This window comes from Phytohabitans houttuyneae (genome assembly GCF_011764425.1).
GTDB lineage: Bacteria > Actinomycetota > Actinomycetes > Mycobacteriales > Micromonosporaceae > Phytohabitans > Phytohabitans houttuyneae.
Window position 1 is genome coordinate 1,087,749 of the sequence record NZ_BLPF01000003.1, and the last position, 14,208, is coordinate 1,101,956.

Genomic DNA, 14,208 nt, shown 5'->3' on the forward strand with positions numbered 1-14,208 from the left:
ATTACGCGGGCGGCCGGCGGCCCCGTGGGGTCGCCGGCCGCCCGTCTGCAGTCGTCGTCACGGTCTGCGGCGTCGTCACCGTTCATGCTGTCGTCACCGTTCGTGCTGTCGTCACCGTTCGTGCTGTCGTCACCGTTCGTGCTGTCGTCACCGTCCGTGGTGTCGTCACCGACCGCGGTGGGGCTGGCGCGCCGCCGGCCCGAGGAGCGAGCCGGCGCCGGCGACCGACCAGCCGTTACCGCTCGGAGTCTCCAGCCCGGGCGTCCAGCCGTTGATCAGGGACTTCGTGGGTGGACACGCCGACAGGCACGCCCACCAACTCCCTGATCAACCGTGAGGGAGGTCCGCCGCGGGCGGGACCACGGCCCCGGCCGGTGCCGCAGCGGCGGCGGGCGAGGCGGCGGCGGGCGAGGCCGCGGCGGGCGAGGCCGCGGCGGGCGGGGCCGGGACCGCGGCGGTGGGGGCGGGGGTCGGGTGGCGGAGCAGGACGATGGCGGCGAGTAGTGCGGCGATGTTGAGGGCTGCCGCAACATACGAGCCGCCGTGGAAGCCGTCGGTGAGGTTCGCCGGGCTGGCGCCGTCCGCTACCGAGATCGCGACGGATGCGACCACCGCCGTCCCCAGGGCGCCGCCGATCTCCCGCGCCGTCTCGACCATGCCGCCGGCGAGGCCGCTCACCTCCCGCGGGATGCCGGTGAACGCGACCACCTGCACCGCGACGCCGGACAGCCCCACACCCGCGCCGGTCAGCAGGAACCCGGCGAACAGGCCGCTCCAGTAGCCGGCGTCGACCGGTACCCGAGCCAGCCAGAGCAGGCCCGCCGCGGAGCAGGCCTGCCCGACGGCGAGTGCCCAGCCCGGGCCCAGCCGGGCGATCAGCCGGGACGACGGTCCGGCGGCGACCACGACGGCGGTCGTGGCGATCGCGAGGTAGGCGAAGCCGGTGCGCAGGGCGGAGTACCCGAGGACCTGCTGCATGAACAGCGACGCCTGGAAGATCGTCGCGAAGAAGGAGGCGAAGACCAGCACGGCGACGAGGTTGGCTCCGTTGAGCGTGCGGCGGCGGAACATCGACAGCGGCACGAGCGGCTGCCGCGCGCGGCGTTCGATGAGCAGGAAGAGCGCGAGCAGGGCGAGGCCGGCCGCCAGGAAGCCGAGCGTCGTGCGCGAGGTCCAGCCGCGGTCGACGCCCTTGTTGATCGCGTAGACGATCGCCATGAGCCCGGCCGTGACGGCCACCGCGCCCGGCACGTCCGCCTGCCTCCGGCCGCCTGTGGATTTCGCCGGCCGGTCCGCGGGGATGTAGCGCACGATCAGCGCGACCATCAGGACGCCGACCGGCACGTTCAGGTAGAAGATCCACTCCCAGCCGGGGCCGGCGGTCAGCAGGCCGCTGAGCACCACGCCGGCCGAGGCCGCGCTGCCGCCTACCGCGCCGAGCGCGCCGAGCGCCCGGTTGCGTGCCGGCCCCTCGGCGAACGTGGCGGCCAGGATCGCTAGCGCGGCCGGCGCGGTCAGCGCGGCGCCCAGCCCTTGGCCGGCGCGGGAGGCGACGAGCTGCCAGAACGAACCGGACACGCCGGCGCACAGTGAGGCCACCGTGAAGATGCCGAGACCGGACAGCAGCACCCGGCGGCGGCCGAGCAGGTCGGCGGCCCGCCCGCCGAGCAGCAGCAGGCCGCCGAGGACGAGGCCGTACGTGATGACGACCCACTGCAGGTCGTCCTGGGCGAGGCCGAGGTCGGCCTGCACGGAGGGAAGGGCGACGTTCACGATGGCGATGTCGAGCGTGACCATGAACTGGGCGCCGCACACGAGCGCGAGGATGATCCCCGCGCGGAGCGGCGGCGGTGCGTGTTTGACCATGCCGGCTAGAACTTGAGGCAGCCGTCAAAATCGTCGCGACGAGTTTTCGACCTGATCGGGGTCTCTACAGGTATGGCCATCCTGAAAACGGCGCCCGACGCCGTCACGGCGCAAGAAGATGCCGTCACGGCGCGTGACGTCGTCGCCGCCGACCTGGAGGACTTCCGGCGGCCCCTGCTCGCGTACTGCTACCGCATGCTCGGCTCCCACCACGAGGCCGAGGACGCGGTGCAGGAGACGATGATCCGGGCTTGGCGAGGGCTGGCCCGGCTCGACGGGCGGGCCGGGCTGCGCGCCTGGCTGTACAAGATCGCCACCAACGTCTGCCTCGACGCGCTGGGCGACCGGCGTGGCCGCGCGCTGCCGATGGACCTCACCGCGGCCGGCGACGCGCGGGACGCCCTCGGCCCCGCGCTCGCCGACTCGACGTGGGTACGGCCGATACCCACCCAGCTCGTGGGCGGCGACGACCCGCTGGAGCGGGCGGTGTCCAACGAGTGGATCCGCCTCGCGTTCGTCGCCGCGCTCCAGGTGCTGCTGCCCCGCCAGCGGGCGGTGCTGATCCTCCGCGACGTGCTGTGCTGGCGGGCCGCCGAGGTGGCGTCCCTTTTGGACACCAGCGTCGACGCGGTGAACAGCACCCTGCGCCGGGCCCGCGCGGCACTCGCACAGGCACGCGGCGGCGACACCGCACCACTGGGCGGTGAGGCCGTCGACCCCGCGCTCCTCGCCCGGTACGTCGACGCCTTCGTGCGCTTCGACGTCGACGGCATCGTGGCAATGCTCCGGCAGGACGCCGTCGTGTCGATGCCGCCGTACGCGTTCTGGCTGCGCGGCCGTGACGTGTTCGGCGACTTCCTGCGCCGGGGCGAGGTGCGGTGCCGGTACACGCACGGGGTCGTCACCGGGGCCAACGGGGTGTCAGCCGTGGCCATGTACGACCCGACCGGCGCACCCGGCGCCCTGCACGTGCTGGAGTGGCACGAGGGCTGGATCGCGGCGCTGTACGTCTTCCTCGACCCGGCCCTGGTCCCGCCCTTCACCCCCTGACCGGCGGCGCCGCTCCCGCCCTCGCCGCCGGGCCGACCAGCGTCGGGATGGGCACCGGTGCCCGCAACGCCACGCTCAGCCAGATCAGCGACCCGCCGGCCAGCACGTGCACCGCGCTGGTCAGCGGGGAGTCCGGCAGCGGCGCGAGCAGGGCGAGCAGCGTGAACGCGAGGCCGTACCCGGCCGCCGGCAGCACCGGCAGGACGCGGGTCCGCACCATCGAGACGGCGAACAGGACAGTGCCTGTAACGAAGACAAGCGCGCTGCCGAGCACCGCGAACCGCGTCGGACCGGCCAGCACCTCGTCGGCGACCGCCTCGTCGACGTAGAACAGCACAAGGTTGAGGGCGAACGCGACGCCGGCGAAGAGGCCGAGGCCGATCAGGTTCACCGCGTACGCGACCGCGCCGAAGCGGCCCGACTCGGTACGTTGCCGCAGGTAGAGGGCGGTCAACGCGGGCGCGCCGAACGCCGCGCCGAGGCCGATGACGAAGCTCGTCGCCGCGGTCTCGCCGGTGAACGCCTCGATGAGGCCGGGCACGGCTGTGGACAGGCCGAGGACCACTCCACAGGCGGCCCCGAACCGCAGAAGCCAGGTTGTGGACATCGCGAGCACCTTCCTTCCGGTACGTGTTTGCGGCGACCGTAGGTGTGGACGACCACGGGAAGTAAGTGCCACGTGGCCAGAGCGTGTGCGGGCGGTAGTTGGCCGGATGGCACGTGTGGAACGGCCACAATGCGGTCGCGGGTGGTCCGGACGCGGATGCGCGGACGTAGCCTGCTGGGCAGGGGTGACGGAAGGAGTACCGGATGGACCGTCCCCGGCGGCCCGTCCCGTGGGCGGTGGCCGTGGTCTACGGCGCGGTGCTCGCCGGCGGCGTCTACTGGTCGCTGATCGGCGGCGGGCAGGTGCGGCTGGGCGACCTCACCGGCTTCGCGCTCGTGTTCGCGCTTCTCTTCGCGGTGGAGGCGGTCGAGTGGCGGCGGCCGCCGAGCCGGGCCACAGCCGCCGGACTGCTCGCCGTGCGGGTCGGGCTCTTCGCCGCGGCCGCGCTGCTGGACGGGTCGGGCACGTCGCGGGCGCTGTTCGTGCTCGTGCCGTTCGTCGCGTACTTCGCCTTCGGCCGCGCCACGAGCATCGCCCTCGCCGCCGCCTGCCTCGCCCTCATCGTCACCGGTTTCACCGTGTCCACACCGGACTGGCCGCGCGACGCCGAGTACGTCTCGGACCTTCTCATGTTCACCATCGGGCTGGTGCTCGCGGTCTGCATGGCCGCGGTCGCGAGCGCCGAGCGGGACGCCCGCACGCGCCTCGCGGCCACGCTCGACCGGGTCGCCGAGCTCTCCGCCGCGATGGAGCGCAACCGGGTCGCCCGCGACATCCACGACAGCCTCGGCCACCACCTGACCGCGATCGCGATCCAGCTGGAGAAGGCGACCGCGTTCGCCGACCGCGACCCCGCCCTCGCCGCGCGGGCCGTCGAGGACGCGCGGGGGTCGGCGCGGGACGCCCTGGCCGACGTGCGCCGCTCGGTGCACGCCCTGCGCGAGCAGAAGGAGCCGTTCTCGCTCCGCGACGCGCTGGGCGCCCTGGCCCGCGACGCGGGGGAGCCGGCGGTGACCGTCACGGTCACGGGGGAGCCGGACCGGTACGACGCGGCGGCGCTCACCGCGCTCTACCGCGCCGCTCAGGAAGGGCTGACCAACGCGCGCCGCCACGCCGGTGCCAGCTCGGTGACTGTCTCGGCGGCGTTCGACGACGCCGGCGCGCGGCTTGTCGTGGCGGACGACGGGCGCGGGTTCGCGGCGCCGGGCGAGGGCTTCGGCCTGCTCGGCATGCGCGAGCGGGTCGAGCTGGTCGGCGGCGAGGTGAGAGTCGACAGTGGACCCGGCGCCGGTACCGTCGTCACCGTGACGATCCCGCACGCGCCCGCCTGGAGCAGCGCGTGAGCGGCGGCGACGTGCGGGTGCTCGTCGTCGACGACCAGCAGCTGGTGCGCGAGGGCATCGCGTCGCTGCTCGGCATCCAGCCCGGCATCGCGGTCGTCGGCACCGCCGCCGACGGCAAGTCCGCCGTCAACGCGGCCGTCGAGCTGGCGCCCCACGTGGTGCTGATGGACGTGCGGATGCCCGAGATGGACGGCGTGGAGGCGGCGGCGATCCTGCACCGGCGCGCGCCGGAGGTCCGGGTCATCATGCTGACCACGTTCGACGACGAGGAGTACGTGCTGCAGGCACTGCGCGCCGGCGCGAGCGGCTACCTGCTCAAGGACCTGCCCGCGGCCGACCTCGCCCAGGCGGTGCGGCTGGCCAACGCGGGCGTCGCGCAGCTCGACTCGTCGGTCACCGCCAGCCTCGCCGCCGCCCTGGCCCGTGGCGGCGCCCGCCCGGTCGCGCCGCCGCCCGCGCCCCGGCCGGACGAGGTGCTCACCGCCCGCGAGATAGACATCCTGCGCCTCGTCGCGACCGGCTCGACCAACCGGGAGATCGCCGGCCGCCTCTTCCTGAGTGAGGGCACGGTCAAAAACCACATCTCGCGGATCCTCGGCCGGCTCGGCCTGCGCGACCGCACCCAGGCCGCCGTCTACGCCCACGACCACGGCCTGCTGCCCGACCCCTGAGCCCACCGCACACGACCAGGCCCGCCGCCCTCACGACGCCGAACGGCCGCGCCGCCAGGCCACCACGACGGCCGCAACGACCGCGTCGGCCGACGGCCGCAACGACCGCGACGGCCGAGGGCCGCAACGTCCGCGTCGGCCGAGGGCCGCAACGACTGCGACGGCAAACGGCCGCAACCACCACGCCAGCAAAGAGCGGCAAACACCACCCACGACGGCGAACGGCCGTGGCGAGGCGAGCCCACCACGGCCGTTCCACACTGGACGCTCAGCCGAACGCGAGCGCCTGCCACCTGCCCACATCAGCTCCGGACAGTGCCGATCCGAAGATGGCCATCCGGTCCACCTCGCCGGTCAGCCGCTGGCCGCCGCCCTGGTCCGCCGCGAACCGCAGCTCGCGGTTGTTGCACCCGAAGATGGCCGGACCCACCTGCGCGGTCGCCGCCACCTGGCCGTCGAGGTAGACGGTCAGGTCGCCCTCGTCGAGGGTGACGACCACGTTGACGTACCGGCCCTCCGGCACGACCGCGCTGGTCGTGACACCCTGGCCGGCGCCGATGAAGCGCACCTGGTTGGACGGGGTCAGGTCGATCAGCACCCCGTCGGTGCCCGGGTCGCCGCTCGGCTGGGAGTCGAACAGGCGGCGGTAGCTGCCGCTCGTCGTCACCTTCACCTCGGCCGCGAACGTGGCCTTCGGCAGGTACCCCAGCGTCGTCGGCGCGGTACGCAGGAAGCGGTTGCCGTCGAGCACCAGCGCGCTCGGCGTCGGGCCGCCCGTCGTGTACGCGGCTCCACCCTGGACGGTGGCGTCCCGGCCGTACGACGACGCGTCGTCCACCGTGTCGCCGCTCGCCGGGTCCCACGCCACCAGCGCGCCCCCCGGGTCGGGGACCGGGCACGGCGGCGGCACGGGCAGCCGTACCGTCGCGTGGCCGGCGGCCCGCCAGTCGGGGCCGACGAGCCGGGCGGTCAGCCGCGCGTCGCCCGGCGTCGCGGCGTCCGTGACGGTGACCGTAAACCGGTACACCTGCGAGTCGCCGGCCCGCAGGCGCGGCACCTGCACGGTGCCCGGCCGCACGGTCCAGCCCTCCGGCACGGCCAGCCGCAGGCTCGACGGCGCGACGTTGGCGGCGGCGCGCACCGTCGCGTCCACCGTCGCGGTGTCGCCGACCTCCAGAGTGGACGGAGCCGCGACGGCCACGCTCACGTCGGCGGTGGCGACGTACCGGTGACCCTTGCGGGCGGTGAACGTGATCCGCTCGCCGTTCCCCTCCGCCAGCACCCGCCGGCCGGTCGTGGTGTCGACCAGCCGGTACGGGCCGGCGAAGAGCGTGCTGCGCAGCGCCACGTCGCCGGTGGTGCCGGCGGTCACCGCGATCTCCTGCGCCGCGCCGCTGGCCCACCGCGTGTCCACGGTGAGGTCGCCGCGTGCCCGCAGGCCCTTGACCGAGCCGTCCGGCCACGAGCCGGGCAGGGCCGGCAGCACGTGTACGTCGCCGGTGTGGCTCTGCAGCAGCATCTCCGCGACACCGGCGGTGGCGCCGAAGTTGCCGTCGATCTGGAAAGGCGGGTGCGTGTCCCACAAGTTGGACAGCGTGCTGAACCGGAGCTGCTCGCTCAGCATCTTGTGGGCGTGGTCGCCATCCAGCAGCCGGGACCAGAAATTGATCTTCCAGGCCTTGCTCCAGCCGGTGCCGCCGTCGCCGCGCGCGGTCAGCGAGACCTTCGCCGCCGCCGCGTACTCCGGGTCGGTCAGCGGGGCGATCTGGCTGCCCGGGTGCAGGGCGAACAGATGCGAGACGTGCCGGTGCTGGTCGGTCGGGCTGTCCCAGTCGCCCTTCCACTCCTGCAGCTGACCCCACGAGCCGATCCGCGTGCCGGGGTCGAGCTGGGCGAGCGCGGCCTTGACGGTGTTGCGGAACGGCCCGTCGCCGCCGAGCACCTTGCCGGCCTCGAGCAGGTTGGTGAACAGGCTCCACACGATCTGCTGCGACATCGAGGCGCCCGCGGTGAACTCGCCGTTCTCGGGGGAGAAGCTCGGCGAAACCACCAGCTTGCCGTCGCGCGGGTCGACCACGAGCTCGTCCAGCCAGAACTCGGCGAGCTCCTTCATCAGCGGGTACCCGCGCTCACGCAGGAACGCCGTGTCCTTGGTGAACTGGTAGTGCTCCCAGTAGTGCAGCGCGAGCCACGCGCCCGCCTCGGGAAACCAGAACGACTGTGGATAGTTGTGCAGGCCGGTGAAGCCGTACGGGTTGGTCTCGTTGTTGACGACCCAGCCGCGGTTGCCGTACATGTACTGCGCGGTGTGGCGGCCCGGCGGCACCATCGCGTCCACGTAGTCGAAGAGCGGCGCGGTCGTCTCCGACAGGTTGGTGGTCTCGGCCGGCCAGTAGTTCATCTGCAGGTTGATGTTGACGTGGTAGTCGGCGTCCCACGGCGGGTTCGTCGAGTTGTTCCACACGCCCTGCAGGTTGGCCGGCAGCGAGCCGTCCCGGGACGAGGCGATGAGCAGGTAGCGCCCGTACTGGAAGAAGAGCGCCTCCAGCGCCTTGTCGGCAGCGCTCGTGCCGTCCACATAGGATTTCAGCAGCTCGTCGGTGGGTATGCCGGGCATCGACTGCCCGATGTCGAGCGAGACCCGGTCGAACAGCGCGCGGTGGTCGGCGCGGTGCGCGGCGAGCAGATCCTCGTACGGCGTGGCGGCGGCGCCGTCGACCTTGGCGGTGACGGCGGCGTGCGGGTCGGCTCCGCGGTAGGACGGGTACCGGTCGGCGTAGTCGGTACCCGCGCCCAGGATCACCACGGCCGCGTCCGCGCCGCTCACCGTGACGGTGCCGTCGGCGTTGTCGGCGCGCGATCCGCCCTCGTTGCGTACCTGGATCTGGCTCTCGAACGTGAGCTTGTTGTCGTTGAGCGCGCCGGCGAACGTGATCCGCCCGCCCGTGGCGGTCGTGGTCTTCGACCGGTTGTTGGGCGCGGTCACGGCGGCGGTGAAGCCGACCTTGCCCGGCTGGTCGGCGCTGACCCGCACGACGAGCACGCCGCCCGGGTTGCTGGCGAAGTACTCGCGCGTGTAGCGGACACCGCCGGACACGTACGTCACGCGGGCGACCGCGTTGGCGATGTCGAGCTCACGGCGGTACTCCTGCACGGCACCCGGGTCGGCGGGCAGGCGGAGTGTCAGGTCGCCGAACGTGTTGTACGACCCGAAGCCGCTCTTGGGCTGCCCGAGCCGGTTGGCCACCTCCTGCGGCGGGATGCGCAGCCGCGCGTCGAGGTCGCGCTGCACCTGCTCGATCGCGCCGGGGCGGGGCGAGGTCCAGTTGCCGAAGTTGTATCCCTGCGCGGAACCGGGGCCACCGGTCCACAGTGTCTTCTCGTTGAACTGGACCGTCTCGGTGGCCACGCCGCCGAAGACCATGCCGCCCAGCGCACCGTTTCCGATGGGCAGCGCCTGGGTCTCCCAGTTGGTGGCGGGCTCGTCGTACCACAGGGTGAGCGGGTCGCCGGCCGCGGTGGGACCGGCCGGTGCGGCCGAGGTGGGGGTGAGCCGCCCCAGGCGGGGCGACCGTCACGAGGGTGGCGGCGACGCCGGTGGCCAGCAGGCGCCGCAGCCGATGGTGGGGAAGGACGGACATGAGACAACTCCTGTCATCCGATGTTTCGTCGGTGACCTTACGGACGACATCGACACGAAACAAGAGCTGATCGCGATACCTCCGATGTATCAGTGCGACCGGGGATGCGGTTGACATGCAGCCAGGCGGCTGCCTATTGTCAAATGCAGCCAGATGGCTGCCTAACGGATGGCGACGATGGACGACGTTTTCAAGGCGCTTGCCGACCCGAGCCGCCGCCGGCTGCTCGACCGGCTCAACGAGCGCAACGGCCAGACCCTGCAGGAGCTCTGCGCGGGCCTGGCGATGGCGCGGCAGTCCGTGAGCAAGCACCTCGCGGTGCTTGAGGCGGCGAACCTGGTCAGCACGCGGCGACGGGGGCGCGAAAAGCTGCACTTTCTCAACTCCGAGCCGATAAACGCCATCGCCGACCGGTGGATGACGCGGTACGACAGGGCGCGCGCCGACGCCCTCACCGATCTCAAGCACGCCTTGGAGGAGCAGACGATGGACGACAAGTTCGTCTACATCACGTACATCAAGTCCACACCGGAGCGGACCTGGACCGCGCTCACCGACCCCGCCTTCACGAAGCGTTACTGGGGCATCGAGCTCAAGTCCGACTGGCAGGTGGGCAGCCCGGTTATCTGGGACCTGGACAAGCTGGCCATCGCCGACGGCGGTTCGGTGGTGCTCGCCGCGGAGCCGCCGCGCACGCTGAGCTACTCGTGGCACACCATCACGCCGGAGTTCGTGGCGGCGTTCGGCGACGACCACGAGTTTCTCCGGAAGGCGTCGGCGGAGCGCCGCTCGAAGGTCACGTTCGACATCGAGCCCGTCGGTGACCTGGTCAGGCTCACCGTGACGCACGACGGCTTCGACCCCGGCAGCGTGGTGCTCGGCGGTGTCTCCGAGGGCTGGCCGCCGATCATGTCCAGCCTCAAGACGCTGCTGGAGACCGGCGAGGCGCTGGAGGTGCGGTGATGCGGCTCGTGGTCACCGAGTTCCTGTCGCTGGACGGTGTCGCGCAGGGACCGGGCTCGCCCGACGAGGACCGTGACGGCGGGTTCACCCAGGGCGGCTGGCTCGTGCCGCACATGGACGAGGCGTTCCTCTCCGTGGCCGCCGGCTGGATCGCCGGGGCCGACGCCTTCCTGTTCGGCCGGCGTACCTATGAGAACTTCGCCCGCGACTGGCCGAAGGTGACCGACCCGGACGACCCGTTCGCGGCGAAGCTCAACGGCCTGCCCAAGTTCGTCGCCTCGCGGACGCTGACCACCGCGCCGTGGGAGCCGAGCACGATCCTCGCCGGCGACCTGGCCACCGAGGTCGCCGAGCTCAAGAGCCGGCCGGGGCGGGAGATTCAGGTCCACGGCAGCGCCACGCTCGCCCAGTCGCTGCTGGCGGCCGGGCTTGTCGACGAGTTCCGGCTGGTGGTCGCCCCGGTCGTGCTGGGGCAGGGCCGCCGCCTGTTTCCGCCCGGCGGCGCACCGGCGGGCCTGCGCGTGGTGCGCAACGAGACGACGCCCGGCGGCCTGGTCATCCAGGTCTTCGAGTCGGCCGGCGCACCCCGCTACGGGACGTACGGAGCGTAGGAGAGGCGCGGCCCCCGTGGCCGCGCCTCCTTCCACCGCGGGTCAGCTCACGCTCCACACCCCGGTCGCCGCCGCGGCCCGGACGAAGTCGCGGAAGTCGCGGGCCTCGTGACCGGTCACCCGCTTCACGTCGTCGGTCACGTGCGCGTTGCGGCCGTCCAGGATCCGGGCGAACAGGTCGGTCAGCGCCTCCGCCTCCTCGACCGGCACGCCGCCGGCGACCATCCGCGCCGTGCACTCGGCCGGCGTGACGCTCTCGAAGCGCACCGGGCGCCCCGAGGCGGCCGAGATCTCCGCCGCCGCCTCGGCGAACGTGACAAGCCGCGGCCCGGTCAGCTCGTACACCCGGCCGTGGTGGCCGTCCTCGGTGAGCGCCGCGACCACCACGTCCGCCACGTCCTCCAGGTCGACGAACGGCTCCGGCACGTCCGTGGGCAGCGCGATCTCACCGGCCAGCACGGGCGGGAGCAGGAAGTGCTCGTTGAAGTCCTGGGCGAACCAGGTCGCGCGGACCACCGTCCACTCCGGAGCGACCTCCCGTACCCCCATCTCGCTGACCTCGGCCTCCTCCTCGCCGCGGCCGGAAAGCAGGACGAAGCGCTTGACGCCGGCGGCGGTGGCCCGCTCCACGAAGGCCCGGATCGACTCCGCCGCGCCGGGGAACGCGAGGTCGGGGTAGTAGGTGACGTAGGCGGCGGTGACCCCCTCGAAGAGCGGGAGCCAGGTGTCGGGGTCGGCGTTCCAGTCGAACGGCGGCTGCCCCGAGCGGGAGCCGACGCGCACCGGGAGGCCGCGGGCGGTGAGACGGTCGTTGACCCGGCGGCCGGTCTTGCCGGTACCGCCAATCAGCAGGTAAGTCATGCGTTTATTCCACTCGCGGGCCCCGCCGTGGACCATGGGCGACGAGCGCGCCGGCATACGCGATCGTCTAACCTGGGCGGGTGGACGCGCTCGCCGGCCTGCTCGACGGCCCCCGCGCCCGCGGCGCCTTCCTGCTCCGCGTGGTGCTCGACCCGCCGTGGTCGGTCCGCGTGCAGGACCGGGCCGCGCTGGCCGTGATCGCCGTCGCGCGGGGCAGCGCCTGGCTCATGGCCGAGGGAGCCGCGCCGGTCGAGGTGCGGGCCGGCGACATCGTGGTGGCGCGCGGGCCGGAGCCGTACACGGTGGCCGACGACCCCGCCACGCCGCCGCAGGTCATCATCCACCCGGACGAGCGGTGCACGACGCTGTACGGCGAGGACCTGAGCGTGGCGATGGACCGCGGCGTGCGCACGTGGGGCAACTCCGACGACGGTGCCTCGGTGATGCTCGTCGGCACCTACCAGAGCGCCGGCGAGATCAGCGACCGGCTGCTGCGCGCGCTCCCGCCGGTGCTCGTGCTGACCGGCGAGGAGTGGGACAGCCCGCTCGTGCCGCTGCTCGCCACCGAGATCACCAAGGACGACCAGGGCCAGTCCGCGGTCCTGGACCGCCTGCTCGACCTGCTCCTGATCGCGGTGCTGAGGGCCTGGTTCGCGCGGGCCGAGTCGACGCCGGGGTGGTTTCGCGCGCAGGCCGACCCGGTCGTCGGGCGGGCGCTGCGCATGCTGCACAACCATCCGGAGCACCCGTGGACGGTCGCCGGGCTCGCCGGGCGGCTCGGCGTGTCGCGGGCGGCGCTGGCCCGCCGCTTCACCGACCTGGTCGGCGAGCCGCCGATGGCGTACCTCACCTCGTGGCGGCTCGCGCTCGCCGCCGACCTGCTCCGCGAGCCGGACGCGACGCTCGGCGCGGTGGCCCGCCAGGTGGGGTACGGGAGCCCGTTCGCGCTGAGCGCGGCCTTCAAGCGGGTGCGCGGGGTGAGCCCGCAGGAGTACCGGGCGGCGGCCCAGCCCGTCGCGAGCTGAGCCGCCGCACAGTGACCGGCCACTCAGGAGAGCCGTGCCTGAGCGGCCGGTCAGTCACTGCCCTTCCCACACCGCCTTGGACCCCGAGTCGCCGGTGCGGATGACGTAGTAGAGCGCGATGGCGGCCGCGACGAGCGACACGACGGTCAGCGCCAGCGTGATCGCCCGGGTGCCGCCCGTACCGCCCGCGGTGCCCGCGTAGCGCAGCGCGGCGCCGCTCGGCGCGATGAAGAACACGAGCGCGAGCGTCACCACGCCGAGGGCGATCGCCGCCCACATCGTGTTCTCCCCGTAGCCCTGGTGCCGCTCGATGACCGGGATGAAGCCGTCCGTCACCCGGCCGCGCTCACGCATCCGCTCGAAGAAGGCGTCGCCGGACAGGCGCGCCATGATCGCCGCGCCCGGGCCGAGGACCGCGAGACCGGCGAGCACGAGGCGGATGTGCGGGCGCAGGAACGGCACGAGCGCGTACGCCACCGTCGTCAGCGCGAGCAGTGGCACGAACACCACCGCCGCATGGATCAGCAGGGGATGGGCGGGAATCCCCAGGAACTCCTCGAACAACGGGTGCCTCCTCGGTCGTGAGCTGGGCGTTAGCGTACGGAAACCACGTGCGGCCGGCGCTGTTGGTTCAACCCTCAACAAGATAGTGATCAAGCTGGAAGAATCGGTCCATCGGCCCGTGACACGCCTGACGAGGCGCCCACACCTAGGGTTGGGGGATGTCCGGGTCACCGAGGGTGCTCATCTCCGCCGATCTGGAGGGCGTCTCCGGGATCGTGCACACGACCGAGACCAACCCCGGCGGGTACGACTACGAGCGCGGCCGGGAGCTGATGACCGCGGAGGTCAACGCCGCGGTCGCCGGCGTGTTCGACGCCGAACCCGGTGCGGCGGTGGTGGTGGCGGACGCGCACGGCCCGTTCCGCAACCTGCTGCCCGAGCGCCTCGACCGCCGGGTGCGGCTGGTGCGCGGCAAGCCGCGCCCGCTGGGCATGATGGCCGGTCTCCACGAGGCGGGCGACGCGGTGCTGTTCGTGGGGTACCACGCGCGCGCCGGCACCGGTCCCGCGGTGCTCGCCCACACCAGCAGCGACGCGCTGCTCGACGTGCGGCTCGACGGCCGGCCGATGGGCGAGATCGGCCTCAACGCGGTACTGGCCGGCGCCGTGGGCGCCCCGGTGGTGCTGCTCAGCGGCGACGACGCCGCCTGCGCCGAGCTGGCCGAGCTGGTGCCCGATGCGCTGACCGTGCCGGTCAAGCGGGCGCTCGGCCAAGCCGCCGCCGAGACGCTGCACCCGGACGAGGCCCGCGAACGGCTGCGCGCGGGTGCCGCCGAGGCGGTCGGCCGCCGCGAGCGGGTGCCCGCGCTGGTGCTGCCCGGTCCGGTGCGGCTGGAGGTCGACCTGTATGGACCGTACACAGTGGATCTGGCCACGCTCGTGCCCGGCGTGGAGCGCGCCGCCGGCGGCCGGACGGTCGCCTTCACCGCGGCTGACGTGACGGAGGCGTACCGGCTGGTGCAGCTCCTGGTCCAGCTCGCCCAGGTCAAACCCGGCTGACCTGTCGC

General features: G+C 73.0%; 12 protein-coding genes. 7 read left to right on the forward strand and 5 right to left on the reverse strand.

The window, feature by feature from the left end; translation table 11 throughout:
* Positions 1–327: 327 nt before the first annotated feature.
* On the reverse strand, positions 328–1,866 hold the full coding sequence (locus Phou_RS39850) for an MFS transporter (protein WP_173067474.1): 1,539 nt from the start codon (positions 1,864–1,866) through the stop codon (positions 328–330).
* A 72-nt stretch (positions 1,867–1,938) separates the two neighbouring features.
* On the opposite strand from Phou_RS39850, the gene Phou_RS39855 reads away from it, so the two are divergent.
* A complete protein-coding gene (locus Phou_RS39855) occupies positions 1,939–2,916 on the forward strand; it encodes an RNA polymerase subunit sigma-70 (protein ID WP_173067476.1) in 978 nt (325 codons plus the stop codon).
* On the opposite strand, the gene Phou_RS39860 is transcribed toward Phou_RS39855, so the two are convergent.
* Complete coding sequence (locus Phou_RS39860; protein ID WP_178135005.1) at positions 2,906–3,523, reverse strand: hypothetical protein; 618 nt, start codon at positions 3,521–3,523, stop codon at positions 2,906–2,908. The two genes, Phou_RS39855 and Phou_RS39860, sit on opposite strands and share 11 nt — an antisense overlap.
* Before the next feature lie 203 nt (positions 3,524–3,726).
* Between Phou_RS39860 and Phou_RS39865 the strand changes: the two genes are divergently transcribed.
* Positions 3,727–4,866, forward strand: coding sequence for a sensor histidine kinase (locus Phou_RS39865; protein ID WP_173067479.1), 1,140 nt, complete (start codon positions 3,727–3,729; stop codon positions 4,864–4,866).
* Positions 4,863–5,537 carry a response regulator gene (locus Phou_RS39870; protein WP_173067482.1) on the forward strand — a complete coding sequence of 225 codons (675 nt, stop codon included), beginning with the start codon at positions 4,863–4,865 and terminating at the stop codon, positions 5,535–5,537. Before Phou_RS39865 ends, Phou_RS39870 begins: the two co-directional genes overlap by 4 nt.
* Positions 5,538–5,805: 268 nt before the next feature.
* On the opposite strand, the gene Phou_RS39875 is transcribed toward Phou_RS39870, so the two are convergent.
* The gene (locus tag Phou_RS39875; protein WP_173069013.1) at positions 5,806–9,099 is read right to left on the reverse strand and encodes a glycosyl hydrolase family 95 catalytic domain-containing protein; all 3,294 of its coding nucleotides are present in this window, start codon (positions 9,097–9,099) and stop codon (positions 5,806–5,808) included.
* A gap of 256 nt (positions 9,100–9,355) precedes the next feature.
* Between Phou_RS39875 and Phou_RS39880 the strand changes: the two genes are divergently transcribed.
* Together Phou_RS39880 and Phou_RS39885 are read left to right on the forward strand one after the other, a co-directional pair.
* A complete protein-coding gene (locus Phou_RS39880) occupies positions 9,356–10,141 on the forward strand; it encodes an ArsR/SmtB family transcription factor (protein WP_173067485.1) in 786 nt (261 codons plus the stop codon).
* The gene (locus tag Phou_RS39885; protein WP_173067488.1) at positions 10,141–10,752 is read left to right on the forward strand and encodes a dihydrofolate reductase family protein; all 612 of its coding nucleotides are present in this window, start codon (positions 10,141–10,143) and stop codon (positions 10,750–10,752) included. Before Phou_RS39880 ends, Phou_RS39885 begins: the two co-directional genes overlap by 1 nt.
* A 42-nt stretch (positions 10,753–10,794) precedes the next feature.
* On the opposite strand, the gene Phou_RS39890 is transcribed toward Phou_RS39885, so the two are convergent.
* The gene (locus Phou_RS39890; RefSeq protein ID WP_371872253.1) at positions 10,795–11,649 is read right to left on the reverse strand and encodes a Rossmann-fold NAD(P)-binding domain-containing protein; all 855 of its coding nucleotides are present in this window, start codon (positions 11,647–11,649) and stop codon (positions 10,795–10,797) included.
* A gap of 44 nt (positions 11,650–11,693) precedes the next feature.
* Between Phou_RS39890 and Phou_RS39895 the strand changes: the two genes are divergently transcribed.
* Entirely contained in the window at positions 11,694–12,638 is a 945-nt protein-coding gene (locus Phou_RS39895) for an AraC family transcriptional regulator (protein WP_173067495.1), read from the forward strand.
* Between the two features lie 54 nt (positions 12,639–12,692).
* On the opposite strand, the gene Phou_RS39900 is transcribed toward Phou_RS39895, so the two are convergent.
* Positions 12,693–13,202: a DUF2231 domain-containing protein gene (locus Phou_RS39900; RefSeq protein WP_173067498.1), complete on the reverse strand. Its 510-nt coding sequence runs from the start codon at positions 13,200–13,202 to the stop codon at positions 12,693–12,695.
* A 158-nt stretch (positions 13,203–13,360) separates the two neighbouring features.
* Between Phou_RS39900 and Phou_RS39905 the strand changes: the two genes are divergently transcribed.
* A complete protein-coding gene (locus Phou_RS39905; RefSeq protein ID WP_173067501.1) occupies positions 13,361–14,200 on the forward strand; it encodes a M55 family metallopeptidase in 840 nt (279 codons plus the stop codon).
* Positions 14,201–14,208: the final 8 nt, after the last annotated feature.